Source organism: Yersinia aleksiciae, from assembly GCF_001047675.1.
GTDB lineage: Bacteria > Pseudomonadota > Gammaproteobacteria > Enterobacterales > Enterobacteriaceae > Yersinia > Yersinia aleksiciae.
The window spans coordinates 2,268,280-2,292,008 of sequence record NZ_CP011975.1; the positions used below are offsets into that span (position 1 = coordinate 2,268,280).

The following is a 23,729-nucleotide window of genomic DNA, read 5'->3' on the forward strand; positions in this document are numbered from 1 at the left end:
TCAGGATTTATTTTCTGATATTGATTCAGGCTATTTTTCACGAAAGTTAATTTATATGACTGCTATTACTGTGGAGATTATATGATTAGAGTGATTAAGAAAGCACAATGTGACGATAAAACGCTATTCAATATAGCGACCAGCTTATATTTATATCCGACCGCAATACTGGCGCACCATTTCGGTATATTTGAATTTATTGCTAAAGATAATAAAAATGCCTCCGAAATTTGTGCGTTTATTGGCATTGAATTGAGGTCTGTTGAGGTCGTCATGGCGGTGGTCGTGGCGCTGGAACTGGTCGAGCTAGAGGATGGTCGCTATAAACTCACCAAGGTCACCGAAGAGTTTTTACTTAAAAAAAGTCCTAATTATTGTGGCCATTATTGGGATCTGATTTATAGCACTGGGGATAATTTCTCCCTGGCTAATTTAGAACAGGTGGTGAGAACGCGCGAAACGCAAGATGAGGAGCAGGTGACACTATTTGAAGAGAGCATATATAACACTGAAAAAGCAGAAGCTTTTACTAAAGCGATGCATGGCATCAGTGTTGGCGCGGCGAGTGTGTGGCCAGATAAACTGAATTTAGCGGATTACCACTGTATGTTAGATATTGGTGGTGGCTCGGGGGTGCATTCAGTGGGGGCGGTGACTCGCTGGCCTCATCTTCGCGCCATTATTTATGATCTTGCCCCAGTCGGACGTATTACGTCCGGATTTATAAAATCCTATGGCCTGGAAGAGAATATCTCAATTCATATTGGCGATATGTGGTCTGAACCTTATCCCGATGCTGATCTTCATTTCTATTCCAATGTACTTCATGATTGGCCAGCGCAGAAAAATCTATTTCTGACTAAGAAAAGCTACGACGCCTTACCCCATGGTGGCCGGATTATTATTCATGAAATGTTATTTGATGATGATGTAGCTGGCCCATTGGCGGTCGCTGCATTAAATGTCACTATGTTAATTTGGAGCCAAGGCAAGCAGTATTCTCGTTCCGAAATGAAACAGATACTTTACAGCGCGGGGTTTCGTGATATCGAGATATTACCTGCGGCAGGCTATTTCAGTATTATTACGGGCGTTAAGCCTTAACCCGCCAACTTTACACATCACTCTTTAATTAAATTTTTGTGACCGTCGTGCCAGCGAGTCTCGGCTGGGGGTATCCTATTCTATTAGGATGAGTGTCGGCAGGCAGAAAATCCCGCATTATCATAATGAATTGAGTACAGAATTCTGAACGCTCTGTTGACAGTCTTTTTCTTCTCGGCGTAACATGCGCGCACTATTCTTTATGAGGACATTCGCCTTGGACACACCCAGTAGATGCTGGCTCAATAACCTGTTCATATGGTGCAACTTCTAAGGCTATCCTCCTATTTGCTGATAGCCTTCGTGGTTGTCAGCGGCCCCGCTAAATCGTCGCTGTGAGTCAGATCTCCTTAATGGTCTGAAACATAGAGTATTTCTCAATACTGATCTGTTTCTGTGCTTCAATGCGTTATCCCTATCCTTCACCGCAAGGGAGTTTTGGCACATGCTAAGCGCATTTAAATTAAGCAACAATCGCTTATCCCGTTTGGAGTTGGATGAAGCAGATGACCTGACCACCTCACTTTGGGTCGACTTAGTCGAGCCGGAAGAGGGCGAGCGGGAACGCGTCCAGTCTGAGTTAGGGCAAAGCCTGGCAACCCGGCCAGAGCTGGACGACATCGAAGCATCCGCCCGTTTCTTTGAAGATGAAGATGGTTTGCATATCCACTCCTTCTTTTATTACGAAGATGCGGAAGACCACGCCGGTAACTCAACCGTGGCATTTACTATTCGTGATGGTCGCCTGTATACCCTGCGTGAGCGTGAATTACCGGCCTTCCGGCTATATCGTATGCGAGCACGTAATCAGACGCTGGTTGATGGCAATGCTTATGAGCTGCTGTTGGATCTGTTCGAAACCAAAATTGAGCAGTTGGCTGATGAAATCGAAAACATTTACAGCGATCTGGAAGCGCTCAGCCGCGTCATAATGGAAGGCCAACAGGGTGATGAGTATGATGCCGCGCTCTCTACCTTGGCAGAGCAGGAAGATATCGGCTGGAAAGTGCGGTTGTGTCTGATGGATACCCAGCGAGCGCTGAATTTCCTGGTACGTAAGGCGCGGTTGCCCAGCGGTCAGTTGGAGCAGGCCCGTGAAGTGCTGCGCGATATCGAATCCTTGCTGCCACACAATGAATCCCTGTTCCAGAAAGTGAACTTCCTGATGCAGGCGGCCATGGGTTTTATCAATATCGAGCAGAACCGCATTATCAAGATCTTCTCGGTGGTCTCGGTGGTCTTTCTGCCGCCAACGCTGGTGGCGTCCAGCTACGGGATGAACTTTGAGTTTATGCCTGAGTTGCGCTGGTCGTTCGGTTATCCGGCGGCGATTGGGCTGATGATTATTGCGGGACTGGCACCCTATCTCTATTTTAAGCGCAAAAACTGGTTATAACCTTTGCTGCGATAAAAAACGCCCGTTGATTTCGTCAGCGGGCGTTTTGTTTTGTGGTGCGTGGGGCGACGAGTATTAGGCGCTTTTTTGCGAGACGTCTTTTACGTGACGCCTTTTGCGTTGGGTGTAGAGCGCATCCAGAGTGAACAGCAGTAGAGCGGCCCAGATAAAGACAAAGGTCACCATTTTATCGTTGCCAATGGTTTCACCGTAGAAGGTGACCGCCAGAATAAACATCAGGGTTGGCCCGAGATATTGGAAGAAACCCAGTGTCGACAGCTTTAAACGTGAGGCGGCGGCAGTGAAGAACAGCAGCGGGATAGTGGTAATCACCCCAGCGGCGGCTAATAGCACGTTGAGTGACCAGGCATTGGCGCTCATGTGGCTGGTTGGGCTATCGGCAATCAAGAACAGATAGACTGCGGCAATCGGTAACAGCCACATAGTTTCAACCAACATCCCGGTTTGGGCATCAACCCCCAGTTTTTTGCGTATCAGGCCATACAACGCGAAGGTAATCGCCAGACTCAGCCCAATCACCGGCAGAGAACCATACTGCCACAGCTGAATCAATACCCCAGCGAAAGCCAATGAGACCGCCACCCACTGCATACGACGAAAGCGCTCACCAAGAAAGATCATGCCAAACAACACATTCACCAGCGGATTGATGAAGTAACCCAAACTGGCTTCCAGCATATGGTTATTGTTCACCGCCCAGATAAAGATGAGCCAGTTACTGGCGATCAGCACTGCAGTCACCGCCAGCAATAACAGGCGCTTACCATTTTTACAGGCATTGCGGACTTGCGGCCAATTACGGCTAACCGTAAGCAGAATCAGCATAAAGAAAAATGACCAGATAATCCGATGGGTCAGAATTTCATCTGCTGGCACCTGCTGAATCAGCTTGAAATAAGCCGGGGCAATACCCCAAATAAAATAGGCAGCCAGAGCAAAAAAAATGCCCTGACGGGTTCGTTGTTTATCCATGGTGTGGCTCAGAACAAGAGGAGATGCTGTGAGTGTACTCAACTTCTGGCTACGAATCATCACCGCAGAAAATCAAATCAGCCAACCAGATAGGTCGCGGTTGCGCTGGCGATATGCATTTGTTGGTCATTATGCAGCTCGACGCGGGCGACAGACACCTTATTGCCACTGCGTAAAATACTGCTGCTGGCAATAAAATGCTCGCCACGGCCGGGGCGCAGATAGTCGACACGCAGGTCGATCGTGCCCATTTTGGCTAACTTCATTTGCAGTTGTTCTTGAATTAGCGGTTCATGGCGCACCAGACTGTTACCGACACAAACCAATCCAGCGGCGACATCCAATACGGCGGCGATAACCCCTCCGTGCAGAATGCGTTGTGCGATATTGCCGACCAATTTGTCATTATTATCAAACGTGATTTCAGCGTAATCTTGCTCGAAACGGGTTAACTTCAGCCCTAACTCACGATTAAATGGCATGTGATACACAAAAACTTCGCCGATCATGCGGCGAGCATCGTCCAGTGTTAAGGGGGTGACTGACATTGCGCTCTTTTCTCTTCGATATTACCCACGGGTAACAAAGTCATAAGTTAATTGATTGTTTATTTTATGCTTCTATTTTGTTGTTTTCCAGTCGTTGAGCCATAAATCCAAACAATGCTAAAGCCAGATAACATTTGTGTGTAGAATGAGCTGTTTTCATTACAAATAGAAATAATCCGTAAGATGATAGGGGATGATAATGGGCAGATTGTGGCGGATATTGATAGGGTTATTCTTGGTACCCACTTTGGTACAGGCGGAGCCAGCAACGGTTGAAAAGATTCATGATGCACCTACGGTGCGCGGCAGTATTATCGCGGCAATGTTACAGGACCACGATAATCCGTTCCTGCTCTATCCGTATGAAACAAACTACCTGTTATATACCTATACCAGCGATATCAATAAAGACGCGATTAGCTCTTATGATTGGGCTCAGCAAGCCAAGAAAGATGAAGTTAAATTTCAGCTGAGTTTAGGTTTCCCTATCTGGCGCGGTATTGCCGGCGAGAACTCACTGCTGGGTGCATCCTATACTCAGCGTTCTTGGTGGCAGGCGTCGAATAGCGATGAATCCTCGCCATTCCGTGAAACCAACTATGAACCGCAACTGTTCCTGGCATGGGCAACAGATTACGAAGTGGCGGGCTGGACCTTCCGTGAAGTGGAGTTTGGTTATAACCACCAATCCAACGGGAAAGCAGACCCCACCTCACGGAGCTGGGATCGCGTTTATACCCGTGTGATGGCACAGCGTGGCGATTTGGAAATTGACCTGAAGCCTTGGTATCGTCTGCCGGAAAATGATGCCAAAGATGACAACCCAGATATCAATAAATACATGGGTTATTATCGTCTGAAAGTCGGTTATGCCTTGGGTGATAGCGTGTTCAGCATTGATGGTCACTATAACTGGAATACCGGTTTCGGTGGCGCGGAGATGGGCTGGAGCTACCCAATCACCAGTCATGTTCGCTTCTACACGCAAGTGTTCAGCGGCTATGGTGAGTCAATGATTGACTATAACTTTAGGCAAACACGGGTGGGTGTGGGTATCATGTTGAATGATGTCCTTTAACGTCATCCGGCGTTAGAAAAGTTTCAGACACAGGCCGGTTAACCGGCCTGTGCAGATCTTATAGTTGGGGAACCGTGTGTCGACCGCAGCAGTGATAAATAGGGAATTACTGGCCGTGCAAGTATTGCGAGATACTTTCGGCTATCAGCAGTTCCGGCCCGGACAACAGGAAATTATCAACGCCACCCTATCAGGACAAGACTGTCTGGTCGTGATGCCAACGGGCGGTGGTAAGTCCTTGTGTTACCAGATCCCGGCACTGGTGACCGACGGGCTAACGCTGGTGGTATCTCCCTTAATTTCCCTGATGAAAGACCAGGTTGACCAACTGCTGGCCTATGGCGTGGGTGCGGGGTGCTTAAACTCATCACAAACGCGCGAGCAGCAATTGGCGGTGATGGACGGGTGCCGCAGTGGTCAGATTAAACTGCTGTATATTGCGCCAGAGCGGCTGGTGATGGAGAGTTTTCTCGATCAACTGCATCAATGGCGTCCTGCGCTGTTAGCCGTGGATGAAGCACACTGCATCTCCCAATGGGGTCACGACTTCCGCCCGGAATACCGCGCCCTTGGGCAGCTTAAGCAACGTTTCCCCAATCTACCCGTTATCGCTCTAACCGCCACGGCTGATGAAGCCACACGGGGCGATATCGTGCGTTTACTCAATCTGGATCAGCCACTGATTCAGGTTAGCAGCTTTGACCGCCCGAATATCCGCTACACCTTGGTAGAGAAGTTCAAACCGCTCGATCAATTGTGGCGCTTTGTCCAAGACCAGCGCGGAAAAAGTGGCATTATTTACTGCAACAGCCGCGCCAAAGTGGAAGACACCACTGCCCGTCTGCAAAGCCGTGGCTTGAGTGTCGCCGCTTACCACGCGGGGCTGGATAACGAACGGCGCGCACAGGTGCAGGAAGCTTTCCAACGTGATGACTTGCAGGTGGTGGTCGCTACCGTGGCCTTCGGCATGGGGATTAATAAGCCCAACGTCCGCTTTGTGGTCCATTTTGATATCCCACGTACCATCGAATCCTACTATCAGGAGACGGGACGTGCTGGGCGTGATGGTTTACCCGCCGAGGCGGTGCTGCTGTATGACCCGGCTGACATGGCGTGGTTGCGCCGCTGTCTGGAAGAGAAACCGGCGGGTGCGCAGCAAGATATCGAGCGGCATAAATTAAACGCCATGGGCGCGTTTGCTGAAGCGCAAACCTGCCGTCGATTAGTGCTGCTCAACTATTTTGGTGAGGGTAAACAGCAGTCGTGCGGCAACTGCGATATCTGTCTCGATCCGCCCAAGCGTTACGATGGCCTGGCTGATGCACAAAAAGCCCTCTCTTGTGTTTACCGCGTTGGGCAGCGCTTTGGTTTGGGTTATATCGTCGAAGTGCTACGTGGGGCCAATAACCAGCGCATCCGCGAGTTTGGTCATGACAAACTCTCGGTGTACGGTTTGGGTCGCGAGCAGAGCCACGAACACTGGGTCAGTGTATTGCGCCAACTGATTCATCTGGGGCTACTGAGCCAGAATATTGCCCAGTTTTCAGCCTTACAATTGACCGAGGCCGCGCGTCCGGTATTACGTGCTGAATTGCCGCTGCAACTGGCGGTGCCGCGTATTCAAAGCCTGAAGGTGCGCAGCAGCGCCAATCAGAAATCCTATGGCGGCAACTACGATCGCAAGTTGTTTGCCAAATTGCGCAAATTGCGCAAATCTATCGCTGACGAAGGCAATATTCCGCCTTATGTGGTGTTTAACGATACGACCTTGCTGGAGATGGCAGAACAGATGCCGATTACTGCCAGCGAACTGTTGAGTGTCACGGGTGTGGGGCAACGCAAACTCGAGCGCTTTGGTGCGTCGTTTATGGCAATGATCCGCGACCATGTCGACAACAACGATGATTAACATGCCGCTTTCCCTGCAAAGAGAACATTCTCATGCTAATGCTATTTCTGACCGTTGCACTGGTTCACTTGGTCGCGCTGATGAGTCCAGGGCCTGACTTCTTTTTTGTTTCACAAACCGCCGCCAGCCGTTCGCGCAGTGAGGCGATGAAAGGCGTAATCGGGATCTCCCTCGGCATTGTTGTCTGGGCGGGTGTAGCACTGATGGGGCTGAATCTGATCTTGCAGAAAATGGCGTGGCTGCACCAAATTATCATGGTCGGTGGCGGCTTGTATCTGTGCTGGATGGGCTGGCAATTATTGAAATCTGCCCGTGCCAAACGTCATGGAATTGACGGTGAGGTGCAAGTGGCATTGCCTGCGCGTGGCCGGACTTTCCTGCGAGGCTTCCTGACCAATCTCTCGAACCCGAAAGCCGTGATCTATTTCGGCAGTGTGTTCTCACTGTTTGTTGGCGATGATGTCAGCGCCAGCGCGCGTTGGGGATTGTTTGTACTGATCGTGGCTGAAACCTTCGTGTGGTTTAGCGTGGTGGCCTGTGTCTTTGCCCTGCCAGTGATGCGCCGTGGTTATCAGCGGTTATCCAAATGGATTGATGGCTTGGCTGGCGTCTTGTTCGCCGGTTTTGGTATCCACCTGATTTTATCCCGCTAAATTCTATGGCGACTGTCATGATATTCCAACCGGTGGATTGTCCCGGTTGGTGCCTCATTTTTTAATGGCCGCATTACACTTTTCTGGCGGTTGCCAATAGCGCGCCGATGAGCATGAATAAGCCACCAAAAATTCGGTTCAGCAATTTCATTTGATGGGGTGATCGAATCCAGCCCGCAATGCGGGTGGCGAGGGTGGCGTAACCCATCATCACAATGATATCGACAATCACGCTGGTGCTGCCGAGAATCAGGTATTGCGCCACTTGCGGTTGATGTGGCAGCACAAATTGCGGGAACAACGCGGCGAGAAAAACAATGCTTTTCGGGTTAGTGAGGTTAACAAACACCGCACGTTTAAACAGTTTCCGCCGTGGCATGCTGTTGGCTAGCGCATGTAAATCCAGTGCACCCGCCGCCCGCCACTGTTGAATACCGAGCCAGATTAAGTAAGCCGCACCGAGCCATTTTAATATTTCGAATGCCAGTAGTGACTGTGAAATGAGTGCGCCAAGTCCCACGCCAACCAATACAATATGAACGGCCAGCCCCAGTTGTAAGCCGCAAATCGAGGCGATAACCCCGCGAGTGCCATGACTGATGGTGGTGCTCATGGTGTTAATGGCACCCGAGCCGGGGGAGAGACTGAGGATAAGTGTTGTCAGCAGATAGGTTAACCACCAGTCTAAGGTCATCGGCAAAGTTCCCTGAACGCGTTATTTTATGCCACAATACTCCATTGCTCATTGTTGTGCTATGGCTCACATAATCGCAGTTTCCATCGGCTTAAGGATGCAATCAATCACACTATGCCGTTAGATAATCACATGAATAATTGGCTTAACCGCGAAGCGCAGTTTGCCGCTTTTGTGAACGGGCCATTATTGGATTTCTGGCAACAGCGGGATGAAGATGAGTTTATCGGCGTCGATAATATCCCTATCCGCTACGTCCGCTTTTGCGCGCCGCAACATACTCGCGTAGTGGTGGTGGTGCCTGGCCGCATCGAAAGCTACGTCAAATATCCTGAAGTCGCTTATGATCTGTTCCAGCAAGGCTATGATGTCATCGTGCTGGATCATCGCGGGCAGGGCCGATCCGGGCGGATGCTCGCCGATCACCACCGTGGTCATGTGATCAAATTCGATGATTATATTCAGGATTTTGCACTGTTGGTGCAGCGCGAAATTACCCATAGCCATTATCAGCAGCGTTTTGCACTCGCCCACTCCATGGGGGGGGCGATTCTGACGCGTTTTCTGGCCCAAGAGCCGACAGCCTTTGATGCTGTGGCTTTATGTGCGCCGATGTTTGGCATCCACTTACCGATGCCGGGTTGGCTGGCGCACCGGATTGTTGATTGGGCCGAACGGCATCAGAAGATGCGGGATTATTACGCGATTGGCACTGGGCAGTGGCGGCCACTGCCCTATGTGGTCAATATGCTGACCCATAGCCGTGAGCGCTATCGCCGCTATTTGCGCCAATATGCCGACACCCCTGAAATTCGCGTCGGCGGGCCAACCTATCACTGGATTCGTGAGAGTCTGCTGGTGGGTGAGCAAATTATCGCCGAAGCAGATAAAATTACCACACCGGTACTGTTGTTACAGGCTAGTGAAGATCGGGTGGTACATAACCCAGCCCATGATGCCTTTTCTCAGGCAATGACGCTGGCGGGGCACCCTTGCGAAGGGGGGCAGCCTAAGGTCATTCAAGGTGCACGCCATGAGATCCTGTTCGAGCGGGACACACTGCGTGCCGAGGCGCTCAGCGCCATATTGCGCTTTTTTGCGCAACATCAACTTTCTGTGCCATATCAACCATCAGTCGGCCATGAAGGCCCCGACGCCACCAGAGGTTAGAACATACCGTTATGTATCATGTCGTTGCTTCCGATTTAGATGGCACGCTGCTATCACCAGATCACCTTCTGACGCCTTATGCCAAAGAGACCCTAAAGTTACTGACTCAGCGTGATGTGCACTTTGTGTTTGCCACTGGCCGCCATCATATCGATGTGGCGCAAATCCGTGACAGCCTGGAGATCAGCGCCTTTATGATCACCTCCAACGGCGCCCGCGTACATAACACTGAGGGGGAGCTGATTTTCACCCATAACCTCGATGCCGACATTGCCCGTGATTTGTACAATATTGAGCACCACAACCCCGATATTCTGACCAACGTCTATCTGAACGATGACTGGTACATGAACCGCGAAAGCCCAGCGCAGAAAGAGTTCTTCCGCGAATCAGTGTTCAACTATCAGGTATTTGAACCGGCGTTGCTGCCGACCGAAGGGGTGTGCAAGGTTTACTTTACTTGCGAAGATCATGACAAGTTATTGATTTTGGAGGAGGCCATCAACGCACGTTGGGGCGATCGCGTGAATGTCAGCTTCTCCTTCCCGACCTGTTTGGAAGTGATGGGGGGCGGGGTATCCAAAGGCCATGCGCTGGAGCAAGTTGCCAAAATCATCGGCTATTCACTTAAAGAGTGCATCGCGTTTGGCGATGGCATGAATGATTTAGAGATGCTCTCTATGTCCGGCAAAGGTTGTATCATGCAAGATGCACATCAGCGCCTGAAAGATATGCTGCCGAATCTGGAAGTGATTGGTTCGAATGCGGATGATGCGGTGCCACACTATCTGCGCAAGATGTTTTTAGGCACCGATAAGTAACGGCGGCTTTCCTGTTAATCCATCATTGGCAGTAAACAAAAAAGGGGTGCGATAATCGTTATCGCACCCCTTTCTTATTTTAACTTACGGACGTTAACTTACTGATGCTGCCCCTGCTTTTGCAGGAACTGCACACCCTTATCTGGGAAGTCGGTAAATACCCCATCAACCTGCGCTTGGTTGTAGATAATGTCGAACAGTTGATTCACGTCAGTGGCGTATTTAGGCAGTTTATCCGCACGGATAGTGAACGGATGAACCATCATATTGTTGGCATGGGCTTCCTTAACCATATCCGTCAACTTGATGTTATTCGGCGTGGAGCTCTCAACAACCAGCATATGGTAGTCAGGACCGATGCCGTCAGCATACTGTGCCACTTGCTTCATGGCGCCTGGCTTGAACATCCAGTCGTAGCTGTAATTCACCCATTTGCCGTCTGGCTTCTGTTCGTAGGTTTCATTCCAATCGGTATAAGCCACCAACTGAACCAGTTTCAGGTTCATGCCCATCTTCGGTTCCAGCTCATTTTTAATGCGCTTTAACTCATTCGCATCAAAGCATTGCAGATAAACGTTATCGGCTTTGCTGGTGTAGCCATACTGCTTCAACACTTCCAACACCTTAGTGGAGATGTCTTTGCCTTCCTGCTTATGGAACCAAGGTGCTTTGATTTCAGGATAAATGCCGATGTTCTTACCGGTCGAATGATTCAGCCCCTGAACAAATTCAATCTCTTCCTGGAAAGTGTGCACACGGAAGTCAGATTTGCCCATCGGGAAACGGCCCGGATAGCTCTGCACTTTTTTACCGTTCTTATCGATATCAAAGCCTTCGGTAAATTTCAGTGACTTGATTTCCGGCAGTGTAAAATCAATGGCGTAATAGCGGCCATCTTTGCGTGCGCGATCGGGGAAGCGATCGGCGACATCCGTGACGCGATCCAGATAATGGTCGTGCAGCACCACCAACTCATTATCTTTGGTCATCACCAGATCTTGCTCCAGATAATCAGCGCCTTGCGCGTAAGCCATGGCTTTAGCGGGCAGGGAGTGCTCAGGTAGATAACCACTGGCACCGCGATGCGCGATAACGACTTTATTTACTGATGGTTTTGTGAGGGCAGATTTATCAGCGGAGGATGACTCTGCTGCATGCGCGATGCTCGCGACTGAGGATGCCAGAATAATACTCGCCAACACGGTTTTGATGTGGGTTTGCATTGATAGTGCTCCATTTTTCCCCTTTATCTTTCAAACAGTAGCGGTGTTAGCTGCGTCGCGAAAGCTATTGGGTATAGGCTAGGGTGTGAAAAAACGGTAAAAAAAGGCTATGTCGCTATCCAATCCATAAATAACGGCACAGCCCATATACAACTTAACTCTCTGAACTATCAGAACTTATAAGTCCTGCTTTCTCGCCAACTCTTCGTGATGCTTCTTCTCGCTGAACATCACGACGATCAGTAATATAACGGCCAGAATGCTGCCGCCGATCATGACCATAAAGCCACCATCCCAACCGAAGTAGTCAACGGTGTAACCGACGATGGCACTCGCTGCGACCGAACCGCCCAGATAACCGAACAGACCGGTGAAGCCTGCGGCCGTCCCTGCTGCTTTTTTCGGTGCTAATTCAAGGGCATGTAAACCAATCAACATCACTGGACCATAGATCAGGAAACCGATGGTGATCATACAGGCCATATCGATACCCGGATTACCAACCGGGTTCAGCCAGTAAATGATGGTTGCGATAGTCACCAGCGTCATAAAGAACACGCCAGTTGCGCCACGATTGCCCTTAAACACTTTGTCGGACATCCAACCGCACAGCAGCGTCCCTGGAATACCAGCGTATTCATACAGGAAATATGCCCACGATGATTTATCCAGCGCGAAGTGTTTCACTTCTTTCAGGTAGGTCGGTGACCAGTCGAGGATGCCGTAACGCAGCAAATAAACAAAAACGTTAGCAATCGCGATGTACCACAATAGCTTGTTAGGCAAGATGTACTGCATGAAGATCTGCTTGGCTGTCAGCTCTTCTTCTGCTTCTTTACTGTAGTCGTCTGGATAGTCGTTTTTGTACTCTTCAATCGGTGGTAGGCCCACGGATTGAGGGGTATCACGCATCAGACCAAAGACAATCAATGCTACCAGAATGGCACCGAAAGCAGGCATATAGAGTGCTGCTTTCCAGTCGTTAAACCACGCCATCCCCAGCAGGAACAGTAATGGCGGCAAACCGCCACCCACGTTATGGGCGCAGTTCCAGACTGACACGATACTGCCGCGCTCTTTCTTCGACCACCAGTGCACCATGGTCCGGCCACACGGCGGCCAACCCATACCCTGGAACCAGCCGCACAAGAACAGCAGCACGAACATCACGGCGATACTGGAGGTTGCCCAAGGCACGAAGCCCATAAACAGCATCACGGCAGCTGAGAGGATCAAACCCGCGGAGAGGAACACCCGTGGATTCGAGCGGTCAGAAACCGACCCCATGATGAATTTTGAGAAACCATAAGCGATAGAAATACCGGATAGTGCGAAACCCAGATCCCCGCGAGAGAACCCCTGTTCGATCAAATACGGCATGGCCAAAGTAAAGTTTTTACGCACGAGGTAGTAGGCAGCGTAACCGAAGAAAATGCCCATGAATATTTGCCAGCGTAAGCGGCGGTAAGTTGGATCGACCTGGTCTGTGGGAAGCCGTGCCACATGTGGCGCGGGCTTGAAAATACTCAACATGAGTGCCTCCGATGGCTTTTTGTTGTTTTTTACCCCGGTGTCTCTACCCGGTGGTTAAACGGCTAACGTGCTCTCGTTTATGTTCTATAACGAACACCATGCTAGATAAATTCGCTCCACTTATCTGTGAGTGATGGCGCATTTGTTACAGTTATATGAAAGCGGGGGCAATTTTGAGCGATTGGTTAACATTTTGAAACCAGTAATGAGAAAATACCTGTGACTTTGATCACAATCATGGTTTTAAAGCACCACAATATTTTCGTTTTCGGTTCGTTTTTGTTCCTTATCAAACAATACCCATAAAGACTGTGGCTCAATAGACGCATAATTAGCCGCCAAGCGGCTGTCTAATCATGCGGGGTCTTTCATGACGAACAGTTCTCCTTACACAGAAACGGATGTCATCATTATTGGTGGCGGCGCAACCGGCGCAGGGATCGCGCGTGACTGCGCCCGCCGGGGTTTGGCTTGTACCCTGCTGGAACGACATGACATTGCCACTGGCGCGACGGGCCGTAACCACGGCTTGTTGCACAGTGGCGCACGTTATGCGGTGACTGATGGCGAATCTGCTCGTGAATGTATTGAAGAGAACCGGATTCTCAAGCGTATTGCTCGCCACTGTATTGAACAAACCGATGGCCTGTTTATCACCCTGCCGGAAGACTCTCTGGACTATCAGCAGCAATTTATCGCCCGCTGTCAGGAGGCGGGGATTGAAGCGCAGGCCATTGATCCCAAGCAGGCGCTAAGACTGGAACCTGCCGTCAATCCTGCATTGATTGCCGCCGTCCGCGTCCCAGATGGCACCGTTGATCCCTTCCGCTTAACCGCCGCTAATATGCTGGATGCCCGTGAGCACGGTGCCAATGTACTGACTTATCACGAGGTTATCGGGCTATTACGCCAAGGTGATCGCGTGAGCGGCGTGCGCGTTTACGATCATAAAAATCACCGCCAATATGAAATCCATGCGCAGATAGTGGTAAATGCTGCCGGGATCTGGGGGCAACACATTGCCGAATATGCCGATCTTCGTATCCGCATGTTCCCTGCCAAAGGCGCGCTACTGATCCTCGGCCATCGGATCAATAACATGGTGATCAACCGCTGCCGTAAACCGGCGGATGCGGACATTTTGGTCCCCGGCGATACCATCTCATTGATCGGCACCACCTCTACACACATCGAATACGACCAAATCGACAATATGGTGGTCACCGCGCAAGAGGTGGATACCTTAATTCGCGAAGGCTCCAAACTCTCGCCGCAACTGGCGCAAACTCGCATTCTACGGGCTTACGCGGGTGTTAGGCCGCTGGTGGCCAGTGATGATGACCCGTCAGGGCGCAACGTCAGTCGTGGCATCGTGCTACTGGATCACGCCAGCCGTGATGGGCTGGAGGGCTTCATCACTATCACGGGTGGCAAACTGATGACCTACCGCCTGATGGCGGAGTGGGCCACCGACAAAGTGTGCGAAAAACTGGGCGTGACCGCGAACTGCACCACTGCCCAAGAGCCGCTACCCGGTTCGCAACAATCGGCGGAACAGACCCTCAGCAAAGTGATTTCGCTGCCTGCCAGCATTCGTGGTTCTGCGGTCTATCGCCACGGTGACCGCGCGACACAGCTGTTAGCGGGGAATCGCCTCGATAACAGCTTGGTCTGCGAATGTGAAGCGGTCACTGCGGGGGAAGTGCGTTATGCCGTTGAATCGCTCTCCGTGAACAACCTGCTGGATTTACGCCGCCGCACCCGCGTTGGCATGGGCACCTGTCAGGGCGAACTCTGCGCCTGTCGGGCTGCTGGCTTACTTAGCCACTTTAAAGTGACGACACCGCAACAATCCCGCGAACAACTGGTGCAATTTCTCAATGAGCGTTGGAAAGGTGTGCGCCCGATAGCTTGGGGCGATGCGCTGCGGGAGAGTGAGTTTACCCATTGGGTATATCAGGGATTGTGTGGTCTGGATGACACCCCGTCCGTGGCCCCTGTTCAGGAGAAACACGATGAAATTTGATGTCATTATCATCGGTGGTGGGTTAGCGGGCTTGGCTTGTGGGATACGACTGGCCGAGCAAGGCAAATATTGTGCGATTGTCAGCGCGGGCCAAAATGCGCTGCACTTCTCTTCTGGCTCTTTGGATCTATTGGCAAAATTACCCGACGGGCGAGCGGTCAGCCAGCCGTTATCGGCAATAAATGCGTTGGCCGAATTGGCCCCTGAACATCCCTACAGCAAAATGCGCCAAGCCGGATCAGTGGGCGAATTGAGTGAATTAGCCCCGCAAGCCGAAGCCCTATTACAGCGCTGTGGCCTGAAACTGGTGGGCAGTGCGGCAAAAAATCACCTGCGCTTGACGCCATTAGGCGGCTGCCGACCCACTTGGCTCAGCCCGGCGGATATTCCGGTTGCACCACTGGAAGGCCCACTGCCATGGCAAAATGTCGCGGTCATCGGCATCGAAGGCTTCCTCGATTTTCAGCCACAGATGGTCGCCAGTGCTTTGCAGGAGCAGGGTGTCGAAGCCACGGCGGATTATCTGCACTTACCGGCACTCGACCGCTTGCGCGATAACCCCAGTGAATTCCGTGCGGTGAACATCGCCCGCCTGTTGGATCTGCCGGAGAATCGGCAACCACTGGCCGATGAACTGTCGCGCTTATCATCGGATGCGGAAATGATTTTACTGCCAGCCTGTATCGGGCTGGATGAGTCCGCGCCGCTGGAGGCCCTGCGTGCGGCAGTCGGCAAACCCATTCAACTGCTGCCGACACTGCCGCCTTCGTTACTCGGCATTCGTTTACATCAGGCGTTGCGCCAGCGCTTCCAGCAATTGGGTGGCATCACCATGCCGGGTGACGCGGTACTGCGCGCCGAACTGGTGGGCAACCGAATTACCGGACTGTATAGCCGCAACCACGGTGACATTCCGTTGCGTGCGGCCCAAATAGTGCTCGCCAGCGGCAGCTTCTTCAGCAATGGGCTGGTCGCCACCTTCGAGCATGTCTACGAGCCGATACTGGATCTGGATATCTTATCGCTGCCGAACCGAGCTGACTGGAGCCGCAGCAATATGTTTGCCCCGCAGCCTTACCTGCAATTTGGTGTCAACACCGACAACCGCCTTCGGGCGCTGCGTGGCGGTGTTGCACTGGATAATCTGCATGTGATCGGTGCGGTATTGGGGGGATACGATCCGCTGCAACAGGGCTGTGGCGCGGGGGTATCACTGACGAGCGCACTGTTCGTCGCAGAGCAGATTGTCAGCGCCATGGAGGTGACATTATGACAGGGTTGCCACAGCATGAAGAGAGCGGCACTTTTTCTCAGGATCTACCGCAGGATAAGCACTTGGCACGGGATAACAGTTTTGAAAGTTGCATCAAATGCACCGTTTGCACCACCTATTGCCCAGTGGCGAAGGTCAACCCGCTCTACCCAGGGCCGAAGCAAGCGGGTCCCGACGGTGAGCGCCTGCGCCTGAAAGATCCGGCACTATACGACGATGCATTGAAGTATTGCACCAACTGCAAACGCTGCGAGGTCGCCTGCCCGTCAGATGTCAAAATCGGTGACATCATCCAGCGCGCTAAAGCCAATTACAGTAGCCATAAACCGAAACTGCGCGACGCGATCCTCAGTCATACCGACTTCATGGGGACTCTCTCGACGCCATTCGCGCCCGTTATCAATGCAGTCACTGGTTTGAAACCGGTGCGGACCTTGCTGGATAAAGCGCTGAAGATCGACCACCGCCGTGAATTGCCGAAATATTCGTTCGGCACCTTCCGCCGTTGGTATCACAAACAGGCCGAGAAACAGCAGCAATATGCGGAGCAGGTCGCGTTTTTCCATGGCTGCTTCGTTAACTACAATCACCCGCAACTGGGGAAAGATTTAGTCAGCGTATTCAACGCGATGAACATTGGCGTGCAACTGCTTAAGCGGGAGAAATGCTGCGGCGTGCCGCTGATCGCCAACGGCTTTATTGAGCAGGCGAAAAAACAGGCGCGGGTCAATCTGGAATCACTGACGGACGCCGTGATTGAGCGGGATATTCCGGTGGTTGCCACCTCCTCCAGCTGTACCTTTACACTGCGCGATGAATATCCACATCTGTTGGATGTTGATACTGCGCCAGTGCGCGACAAAGTGGAGCTGGCAACGCGCTACCTCTACCGCTTATTGGATCAGGGGCGCGAATTACCGCTAAAACCTCTTTTTTCCTCAGAAAACAAGCCACTGCGCATCGCCTACCACACGCCATGCCACATGGAGAAAATGGGCTGGACCGCCTATACCTTGGCTTTATTGCAGCGGATCCCCAATATCGAGCTGGTGGTGCTGGATTCTCAGTGTTGTGGTATCGCCGGAACTTATGGTTTTAAATCAGAGAATTACGCCACAGCGCAAGGGATAGGCGCATCGCTCTTCCAGCAAATTGAAGAGAGCGGCGTCGATCTGGTGATTACCGACTGCGAAACCTGCAAATGGCAGATTGAGATGTCGACCAGCAAGAAGTGTGAGCATCCTATTACGCTATTAGCACTCTCTTTGGTATAGAACTATGGGGACAGAGCGCGATTGACCGCGCTCTGAGCTTGCGGACAAACCTCATTTATAGCTCGGTGACGGGCGGGGCGACTGCACCGATGGGCGCTCCGACGGCTCACGCCGTTACGACCCATTCGGCACATTTCCCCGCCAATCAACTTTGTCAACAGTCTGAGAGCGCGATTGACCGCGCTCTGTTGAGGAAGGCTATTTCAGTTTCAAGGTGCTGATGATGGACTCTGCTTCAGCTTGCGCTTGCTGCTGATTGTCAGCCGGCAGGGTAATTTGCATGGTCATCAAATGGTTATCGATTTTCCCCATCAACACGGATGAGTAGGCTTTATGGCCGCCGCTGGTAATAATGCTGTCCAACTGCTGGAAGGGCTGCCCGTCTATTTTAATCGCTTTATTTGTCACTACTTGCAGGTTGGCATCGCGCGCACGTTGTTGATCGGCTAAACGGGCAGTCAGTACATCCAGCGCTTCATCGGTGCTATCGCCTAAAATCACGATCACCGCTTTATCACCGGTTTTATTGGCGAAAACATACATATTATTGGCTTGATTGCCCATCTTCCCGCTTTGGTCCGATAAATCTGCGGGCAAACTCAACGCGACTTTACCTTCCATCAAGCTGACCGGCTGGCCGACATTGCTATCGCTGCCGCTATCACAGGCACTGAGTCCGACAACCAGCAGGCCGACGGCGAGAAACTGGGTAATTTTATGCATGGGAGTTCCTTATTAATGCTGAGCGCGTGTTAAATGCGATGACTCACCGTCACCGATAACTAATCAGTTATTAATGATTAATAAGTATATCGCACCTTATTCAGTCGCTAAAAGCAACCTATTGTTCAGCAGGTCACGAAGAGGCGGGCGGTTTTAGGAACAATCCAGCAGCGGTGGTTGGCAAGAGGGCGGCAACCACAGGGGCGTGGCTGCCTGAATACTCATTAATGTGTCGCAGAACTGGCGGTCGCCAATGCTTGCTGGTCAGTTTTGCGGGCAAAGTATTTCAGTAATACATTGAGCATCACGCCATAAGCTGGCAGGAAGAACAACATGCAGATCAGCAGCTTGAAGCTGTAATCCACTAGGGCTATCTCCACCCAGTTTGCGGCCATAAACGGATCACTACTGCGGTAGAACGCAATAAAGAAGAACGCCATGGTATCGCTGATATTGCCAAAGAACATTGCTGCCGTTGGGGCAACCCACCAGGCACTGCGCTGACGCAGGCGGTTAAACACCTGAACATCCAGAATCTGCCCAAGCACATAGGCCATAAAACTGGCAGCCGCGATACGCGCTACGAACAGATTAAAAGTGGTTAACGCTGGGAATCCCTGCCAGCTTCCCTGATAAAACAGGGCCGAAATCAGGTATGAAATCAGCAGCGCCGGCACCATCACCGACAAAATAATCCGGCGCGCCAAAGGGGCACCAAAAATCCGCACAGTCAGGTCGGTGGCTAAGAAGATAAACGGAAAGGTAAAGGCCCCCCAGGTGGTGTGAAAACCGAAGATAGCGATCGGTAATTGCACCAGATAGTTACTGGAGGTAATGATGACAATATGGAATAGCGACAGCCATACCAAAGCGGTCATCCGCTGTTGGGGAGTAAACGAAAACATAAATGTGACCTTTTTGGTTATTGGGGTGAGGGAACCCAAAAAAAATGTACCGTAATTTTACGGTGCGGCGGCATGATACCCGTTTGCGCAACGAATGCAATGGTTAATTTTAACGCAAAGGTGAGTGCTACTTGCACCTAAAAATGAGCGGGGTAAACTATGCCTCCTTGCAAACTACGCCTCCTTGCAAACTAGGCGGCTTCGTAAACTCTACGACTTCGCAAGCAAATATAATAAGCCCCTATACTTTTCGCGCCACCGTGTGCTGACCCACAAGAGAACCGCCATGACCGATATTTTTGCTCATCCAGATAAAACACTTGATGCATTGGGCCTGCGCTGCCCAGAGCCGGTGATGATGGTGCGTAAAACGGTCCGACACATGGAAGAGGGCCAAACACTGCTGATCATTGCTGACGACCCAGCCACCACTCGTGATATCCCCGGCTTCTGCCGCTTTATGGATCACCAGTTGCTGGCCCAAGATACCCAACAGACCCCCTATCGGTATCTGGTGAAAAAAGGGGCAAAGGCGGGGTAATTTGCCCCTTTAGTCTCAGCGCTTAAACATCTCTTTTTCGCAATAACCGCAATGCGTTAGCCGTTACTAATGCGGTGGCGCCTGAATCCGCTAATACCGCCAGCCACAAGCCGGTTAAGCCCAGCAGTGTCGTCACCAGAAAAATCCCTTTCAGCCCGAGCGAGATAGTAATGTTCTGGCGAATATTGGCATTTGCCGCCCGCGATAACAGAATGATCTCTGCCAGCCCGGTAAGCCGGTTATGGGTCAGCGCAGCATCGGCTGTTTCCAGTGCCACATCAGTGCCACTGCCCATGGCAATACCAATGCTGGCGGCCTTCATCGCGGGTGCGTCATTGATACCGTCCCCGACCATCACTGTCGGCTGAGCTTCATTCAGCGCCATCACCGCCTGAACTTTGTCAGCGGGCAACAATCCAGCGCGGTAATCAATTCCCAACTCACCGGCAATCGCCGCCGCCGCCCGTGGGTTATCGCCGGTTAACATCACACCTTTAATGCCCAGTTTTTTCAGCGAATCAATAGCCTGCTTAGCATCGGTACGTAATGTGTCGCGCAGCGCCAACAAGCCAATAAACTTCTCATCCTCCAGTACGGCCACGGCAGTTTTGCCACGACTCTCCAACTGATCGAGCTGCGTTTGCCACTCATCGGTCAATAGCCCTGCGGGCAATTTACCAGGTGCACTGACACGTACCGCCAGACCATTCACTCGGCCTTCAACGCCGATACCGGCTAGGGCGCGACGCCCTTCAGCCAGCGGCAGCAGTGGGGTGTTTTGTTGTGCTCGCTGCATAATCGCGATCGCCAGCGGATGGTGTGATCCGCCTTCGACCGCTGCGGCCAAGGCCAGCAGGCGGGTTTCAGTTACACCAGCGGCAGGCAGAATATCGGTGACTTTCGGTTTACCCTCCGTTAGCGTGCCGGTTTTGTCGAAAGCCACGGTTTGAATGCGCCCAAGTTGTTCTAGCGCCGCACCCCCTTTAATCAGTGCACCACGCCGCGTTGCCGCCGCCAGTGCGGAGGTAATTGCGGCAGGAGTAGAAATCACCAGTGCGCACGGACAACCAATTAGCAGCAACGTCAGGCCACGGTAAATCCAGCTTTCCCAAGGCTCGGCGAAAGCCAACGGCGGCACCAGCATCACCAGCACCGAGAGCAACATAATCGCAGGGGTATAAATACGGCTGAAACGATCAATAAAGCGCTCAATGGGGGCACGGCGTTCCTCTGCTAATTCAATAAGTTGCAGAATACGGTCAATGGCGTTATTACCCGGCTCTGAAATCACCCGCATCTCAGTGGCGCGATCGACAGATAAGCAGCCCGCCGCAACTTTTTCACCTTGCAGGCGCTCAACAGGAATTGACTCCCCGGTGAGGGCGCTCTCATCAAAGCTGGCGAATGGGGTCATTAATTCGGCATCAGCGGGTAGGCGACCTCCCGGTGCGATCTCAATGATGTCGCCGGGGCGTAAACTGGCGACTGGAACTGAGACTCGCTCGCCATTTTTCAGTAGCAACGCCTCTTCTGGCACCAGCGCCATTAGCGCTTTTACCCCACGACGGGCGCGGTTTGCCGCGTAGGACTCCAGCAATTCACCGATCATAAACAGCAGCAATACCATTGCTGCTTCAGCGGTTGCGCCAATAAACATCGCCCCAATAGCGGCGACACTCATCAAGGTTTCAATGGCAAAAGGTGTGCCTGAGCGAATCAGCTTCCAGGCTTTGGTGGTCACGGGAATCAGCCCGACAATGGTGGTCGCGGCGAAGGCAAATTCCGCCAGTTCGGTGCTGAATAAAGAGATTCCCCAACTGATTAGCATCAGCAGGGTTAATAGCGCGATTGGCAGATATTCGCGAAGGCGCGATTCGGATGCATCGACCTTATTTTCGGCAGATAACTGGGTATCTACCAGAGTGAATCCGGCCTGCTTAACTGCCTGCTGGACTTGCAGGCGAATATCCGTGCGGGCGTCCACCACCAGTTTTTCCGTGGCAAAGAGCACTTTTACATTTTCAATCTCAACCTGACCACTGACGGCATTCTCAATTTTTCGAGCACAGCTTGGGCAGTCCATCCCTTTGACTTGCCAGCTAAAGCGCTGACTCCCCGCAGGCACAGCTGCCGCAGGTATGTCGCTTTCGTCATCACCTTCATCTGCATGGCTCTGACTACAGCAATCTCCATCCTTATGTGAGTGCTCACTCACTGATTTTACACTGTCATTGTTGGTATTGGCTGCGTGCTGACTGCTGCAACCGACCTGTTTTTTGGCATGAGTATGACCGCAGTCACAGTTACCCTGTGTCTCAGTTGAGTGCTTATGTTCAGAATGTGAATGCATAGTAGTGACCCCTTAATAGGATTTAGCAGGTATGACGGCACTCTACACCTTGGAGTCAACTCCAGAGTCAATAGTGTAAATGAGAATAATTGCTAAAAAGGGTTTTTACTATCAGGAAGGGCATGACTAAAGGGAGCGCATCCCACGCTTTAGGGCTTAGCTCCTTCCCTGGAGCCATGAGTCACATCAATCTGCTAAATAATGTATTGCTGTACTCACTCAGTTACTCAGTTACAAATATAGTGATCTGACAATCAGGAAGTGCCCGACAAAATAGCATCCCGCGACGATGGCGTCTGAAGCCCGGAAAGAGAAACGATAGCGGTTTAGTAGCCAAATACTGTGTGAAATCAGCAGTAACACTGTCCCTGCCAGCAATGAGAAGCTCAGGTCAGTACTGCGGGCAAAGTATTGCTCACCAGCCATCCACACCATCAATAACGTCATGCCAACAAACGCCACGACGGGCCAGCGCATCTCTGCCAGCTTTGTCCAGATGGTGGCTAACAGCAATACACCGATAATGATCAAAACCAGAGGAAGTGGCCAAAACAGCGTGAAGGTCATCTGACTGGCAAAGCTGACGGTATAGAGTAAATGTGAGAGGAAAAATGCCCCTAGCGCATAAAGTAAGCGCTCACTGGGTAGCAGCAATAGGGCATCGGCGGCCAAGGTCGCCAACAAGCCTAATACAATCAGATACCCCATAGGGCCAAGGATTGGCGCTTGCCAGGCAAGTAAGAGTAGCAGCAGTAGAGTGACGGGTTTGAATACCCAACGCTGCCAGCGTGGGCCACGATAAGTAGCATCGACAAACAACCAACCAGAAAAGAATACGGCAAGGAATGGCCAGCTCATTATTTATCCTTTTTTCTATGCAGGTTTCAGCGAGATACCTGGGTTGTAATAAAAAGACGCAACACCAATAACTTTGGGTATATACACTGAATAAGTGTAAAGGAAGGAAGAGCAGAGTGATAGCGATGCGAGAGTGATTTGTATGTTTTATGACACTTAATGCGCGGCAGTGCGCATAATCAGATTTAGCGGCAGAATCAACCTGTGCAGGTCTTGGTCTTGTTTGGCTCACATGTTATGTTAACGCCGATTTCCTTTCGCTAAATCAAGGGATAGAGGCAGGTAACGCCATGGCCAATGAACAGTTGCTTTATCGTATTCAGTTTATAAATAACGGTAAGAATTATCAGCTCTATGTCCGCGAGGTAGGGCCAAGTCACCTCTTTGGATTTATTGAAATTGCTGATTTTGTCTTCGATAGCCAATCAACATTGCTGGTCGACCCCTCAACGGAAAAGCTGAAGACTGAGTTTTCAGGTGTTAACCGTAGCTATATTCCCCTGCATTCGGTTATTCGCATTGATGCCGTGACGGAAAAGGGCAGCGCCCGGATCTCCGAATTGGGCAGTAACGTGATGAGTTTCCCTTATTTGCCGGGTAATAAGCCTTAAAGGTTGGGTCATAAACCTAATATTGCTATCGAGTGAGATCTTTCAG

General features: G+C 51.3%; 21 protein-coding genes. 12 read left to right on the plus strand and 9 right to left on the minus strand.

From position 1 onward, the window contains the following. Window positions 1-81: 81 nt before the first annotated feature. Entirely contained in the window at window positions 82-1,104 is a 1,023-nt protein-coding gene (locus ACZ76_RS10220; protein ID WP_048618847.1) for a methyltransferase, read from the plus strand. Window positions 1,105-1,549: 445 nt separating this feature from the next. After that, on the plus strand, window positions 1,550-2,500 hold the full coding sequence (gene corA, locus ACZ76_RS10225) for a magnesium/cobalt transporter CorA (protein ID WP_048618848.1): 951 nt from the start codon (window positions 1,550-1,552) through the stop codon (window positions 2,498-2,500). Between the two features lie 75 nt (window positions 2,501-2,575). On the opposite strand, the gene rarD is transcribed toward corA, so the two are convergent. Next, a complete protein-coding gene (rarD, locus tag ACZ76_RS10230) occupies window positions 2,576-3,493 on the minus strand; it encodes an EamA family transporter RarD (RefSeq protein WP_048618849.1) in 918 nt (305 codons plus the stop codon). Window positions 3,494-3,570: 77 nt separating this feature from the next. Further along, window positions 3,571-4,041: a thioesterase family protein gene (locus ACZ76_RS10235; protein ID WP_048618850.1), complete on the minus strand. Its 471-nt coding sequence runs from the start codon at window positions 4,039-4,041 to the stop codon at window positions 3,571-3,573. A gap of 199 nt (window positions 4,042-4,240) precedes the next feature. Here ACZ76_RS10235 and pldA point away from each other — a divergent pair, with 199 nt between their 5' ends. From pldA to rhtC, 3 genes are all read left to right on the plus strand, one after another. Then, the gene (gene pldA, locus ACZ76_RS10240; RefSeq protein WP_048618851.1) at window positions 4,241-5,119 is read left to right on the plus strand and encodes a phospholipase A; all 879 of its coding nucleotides are present in this window, start codon (window positions 4,241-4,243) and stop codon (window positions 5,117-5,119) included. A gap of 76 nt (window positions 5,120-5,195) precedes the next feature. Beyond that, a complete protein-coding gene (recQ, locus tag ACZ76_RS10245) occupies window positions 5,196-7,028 on the plus strand; it encodes an ATP-dependent DNA helicase RecQ (protein ID WP_048618852.1) in 1,833 nt (610 codons plus the stop codon). A gap of 32 nt (window positions 7,029-7,060) precedes the next feature. Beyond that, window positions 7,061-7,681: a threonine export protein RhtC gene (gene rhtC / locus ACZ76_RS10250; RefSeq protein ID WP_048618853.1), complete on the plus strand. Its 621-nt coding sequence runs from the start codon at window positions 7,061-7,063 to the stop codon at window positions 7,679-7,681. A 73-nt stretch (window positions 7,682-7,754) separates the two neighbouring features. Here rhtC and rhtB read toward each other — a convergent pair whose 3' ends face one another. After that, on the minus strand, window positions 7,755-8,375 hold the full coding sequence (gene rhtB / locus ACZ76_RS10255; protein WP_048618854.1) for a homoserine/homoserine lactone efflux protein: 621 nt from the start codon (window positions 8,373-8,375) through the stop codon (window positions 7,755-7,757). Between the two features lie 114 nt (window positions 8,376-8,489). Between rhtB and pldB the strand changes: the two genes are divergently transcribed. Further along, complete coding sequence (gene pldB, locus ACZ76_RS10260; RefSeq protein WP_048618855.1) at window positions 8,490-9,545, plus strand: lysophospholipase L2; 1,056 nt, start codon at window positions 8,490-8,492, stop codon at window positions 9,543-9,545. 11 nt (window positions 9,546-9,556) lie between these two features. After that, window positions 9,557-10,366, plus strand: a complete 810-nt coding sequence (gene yigL, locus ACZ76_RS10265; protein WP_048618856.1) for a sugar/pyridoxal phosphate phosphatase YigL — start codon at window positions 9,557-9,559, stop codon at window positions 10,364-10,366. A gap of 98 nt (window positions 10,367-10,464) precedes the next feature. On the opposite strand, the gene glpQ is transcribed toward yigL, so the two are convergent. Together glpQ and glpT are read right to left on the minus strand one after the other, a co-directional pair. After that, entirely contained in the window at window positions 10,465-11,589 is a 1,125-nt protein-coding gene (gene glpQ / locus ACZ76_RS10270; RefSeq protein ID WP_048618857.1) for a glycerophosphodiester phosphodiesterase, read from the minus strand. A 177-nt stretch (window positions 11,590-11,766) separates the two neighbouring features. After that, window positions 11,767-13,122, minus strand: coding sequence for a glycerol-3-phosphate transporter (gene glpT, locus ACZ76_RS10275; protein WP_048618858.1), 1,356 nt, complete (start codon window positions 13,120-13,122; stop codon window positions 11,767-11,769). Window positions 13,123-13,492: 370 nt separating this feature from the next. Between glpT and glpA the strand changes: the two genes are divergently transcribed. Genes glpA through glpC form a run of 3 tightly spaced genes read left to right on the plus strand, consistent with a single transcriptional unit; the run spans window position 13,493 to window position 17,695 of the window. Next, entirely contained in the window at window positions 13,493-15,148 is a 1,656-nt protein-coding gene (gene glpA, locus ACZ76_RS10280; protein ID WP_048618859.1) for an anaerobic glycerol-3-phosphate dehydrogenase subunit A, read from the plus strand. Beyond that, window positions 15,138-16,421, plus strand: a complete 1,284-nt coding sequence (gene glpB, locus ACZ76_RS10285; RefSeq protein WP_048618860.1) for a glycerol-3-phosphate dehydrogenase subunit GlpB — start codon at window positions 15,138-15,140, stop codon at window positions 16,419-16,421. Before glpA ends, glpB begins: the two co-directional genes overlap by 11 nt. Further along, window positions 16,418-17,695 (plus strand): anaerobic glycerol-3-phosphate dehydrogenase subunit GlpC, encoded by a 1,278-nt coding sequence (gene glpC, locus ACZ76_RS10290; protein ID WP_048618861.1) that lies wholly within the window; start codon window positions 16,418-16,420, stop codon window positions 17,693-17,695. The genes glpB and glpC overlap by 4 nt, the downstream gene beginning before the upstream one ends. A gap of 198 nt (window positions 17,696-17,893) precedes the next feature. Here the strand turns inward: glpC and ACZ76_RS10295 are convergent, their stop codons facing one another. After that, the gene (locus ACZ76_RS10295; protein ID WP_048618862.1) at window positions 17,894-18,418 is read right to left on the minus strand and encodes a DcrB family lipoprotein; all 525 of its coding nucleotides are present in this window, start codon (window positions 18,416-18,418) and stop codon (window positions 17,894-17,896) included. Window positions 18,419-18,642: 224 nt separating this feature from the next. Continuing rightward, window positions 18,643-19,323, minus strand: a complete 681-nt coding sequence (locus tag ACZ76_RS10300; RefSeq protein ID WP_048618863.1) for a 7-cyano-7-deazaguanine/7-aminomethyl-7-deazaguanine transporter — start codon at window positions 19,321-19,323, stop codon at window positions 18,643-18,645. A 286-nt stretch (window positions 19,324-19,609) separates the two neighbouring features. Between ACZ76_RS10300 and tusA the strand changes: the two genes are divergently transcribed. Further along, on the plus strand, window positions 19,610-19,864 hold the full coding sequence (gene tusA / locus ACZ76_RS10305; protein ID WP_048618864.1) for a sulfurtransferase TusA: 255 nt from the start codon (window positions 19,610-19,612) through the stop codon (window positions 19,862-19,864). Window positions 19,865-19,886: 22 nt separating this feature from the next. On the opposite strand, the gene ACZ76_RS10310 is transcribed toward tusA, so the two are convergent. Beyond that, on the minus strand, window positions 19,887-22,214 hold the full coding sequence (locus ACZ76_RS10310; protein ID WP_048618865.1) for a zinc/cadmium/mercury/lead-transporting ATPase: 2,328 nt from the start codon (window positions 22,212-22,214) through the stop codon (window positions 19,887-19,889). A 231-nt stretch (window positions 22,215-22,445) separates the two neighbouring features. Continuing rightward, a complete protein-coding gene (locus tag ACZ76_RS10315) occupies window positions 22,446-23,072 on the minus strand; it encodes a lysoplasmalogenase (protein ID WP_048618866.1) in 627 nt (208 codons plus the stop codon). 290 nt (window positions 23,073-23,362) lie between these two features. On the opposite strand from ACZ76_RS10315, the gene ACZ76_RS10320 reads away from it, so the two are divergent. Then, window positions 23,363-23,683, plus strand: coding sequence for a DUF1820 family protein (locus ACZ76_RS10320; RefSeq protein WP_048618867.1), 321 nt, complete (start codon window positions 23,363-23,365; stop codon window positions 23,681-23,683). Window positions 23,684-23,729: the final 46 nt, after the last annotated feature.

Coding starts and splice junctions, on each gene's coding strand:
- ACZ76_RS10220 (WP_048618847.1), top strand. CDS start 82: ATGATTAGAGTGATTAAGAAAGCACAATGTGACGATAAAACGCTATTC.
- corA (WP_048618848.1), top strand. CDS start 1,550: ATGCTAAGCGCATTTAAATTAAGCAACAATCGCTTATCCCGTTTGGAG.
- rarD (WP_048618849.1), bottom strand. CDS start 3,493: ATGGATAAACAACGAACCCGTCAGGGCATTTTTTTTGCTCTGGCTGCC.
- ACZ76_RS10235 (WP_048618850.1), bottom strand. CDS start 4,041: ATGTCAGTCACCCCCTTAACACTGGACGATGCTCGCCGCATGATCGGC.
- pldA (WP_048618851.1), top strand. CDS start 4,241: ATGGGCAGATTGTGGCGGATATTGATAGGGTTATTCTTGGTACCCACT.
- rhtC (WP_048618853.1), top strand. CDS start 7,061: ATGCTAATGCTATTTCTGACCGTTGCACTGGTTCACTTGGTCGCGCTG.
- rhtB (WP_048618854.1), bottom strand. CDS start 8,375: ATGACCTTAGACTGGTGGTTAACCTATCTGCTGACAACACTTATCCTC.
- pldB (WP_048618855.1), top strand. CDS start 8,490: ATGCCGTTAGATAATCACATGAATAATTGGCTTAACCGCGAAGCGCAG.
- yigL (WP_048618856.1), top strand. CDS start 9,557: ATGTATCATGTCGTTGCTTCCGATTTAGATGGCACGCTGCTATCACCA.
- glpQ (WP_048618857.1), bottom strand. CDS start 11,589: ATGCAAACCCACATCAAAACCGTGTTGGCGAGTATTATTCTGGCATCC.
- glpT (WP_048618858.1), bottom strand. CDS start 13,122: ATGTTGAGTATTTTCAAGCCCGCGCCACATGTGGCACGGCTTCCCACA.
- glpA (WP_048618859.1), top strand. CDS start 13,493: ATGACGAACAGTTCTCCTTACACAGAAACGGATGTCATCATTATTGGT.
- glpB (WP_048618860.1), top strand. CDS start 15,138: ATGAAATTTGATGTCATTATCATCGGTGGTGGGTTAGCGGGCTTGGCT.
- glpC (WP_048618861.1), top strand. CDS start 16,418: ATGACAGGGTTGCCACAGCATGAAGAGAGCGGCACTTTTTCTCAGGAT.
- ACZ76_RS10295 (WP_048618862.1), bottom strand. CDS start 18,418: ATGCATAAAATTACCCAGTTTCTCGCCGTCGGCCTGCTGGTTGTCGGA.
- ACZ76_RS10300 (WP_048618863.1), bottom strand. CDS start 19,323: ATGTTTTCGTTTACTCCCCAACAGCGGATGACCGCTTTGGTATGGCTG.
- tusA (WP_048618864.1), top strand. CDS start 19,610: ATGACCGATATTTTTGCTCATCCAGATAAAACACTTGATGCATTGGGC.
- ACZ76_RS10310 (WP_048618865.1), bottom strand. CDS start 22,214: ATGCATTCACATTCTGAACATAAGCACTCAACTGAGACACAGGGTAAC.
- ACZ76_RS10315 (WP_048618866.1), bottom strand. CDS start 23,072: ATGAGCTGGCCATTCCTTGCCGTATTCTTTTCTGGTTGGTTGTTTGTC.
- ACZ76_RS10320 (WP_048618867.1), top strand. CDS start 23,363: ATGGCCAATGAACAGTTGCTTTATCGTATTCAGTTTATAAATAACGGT.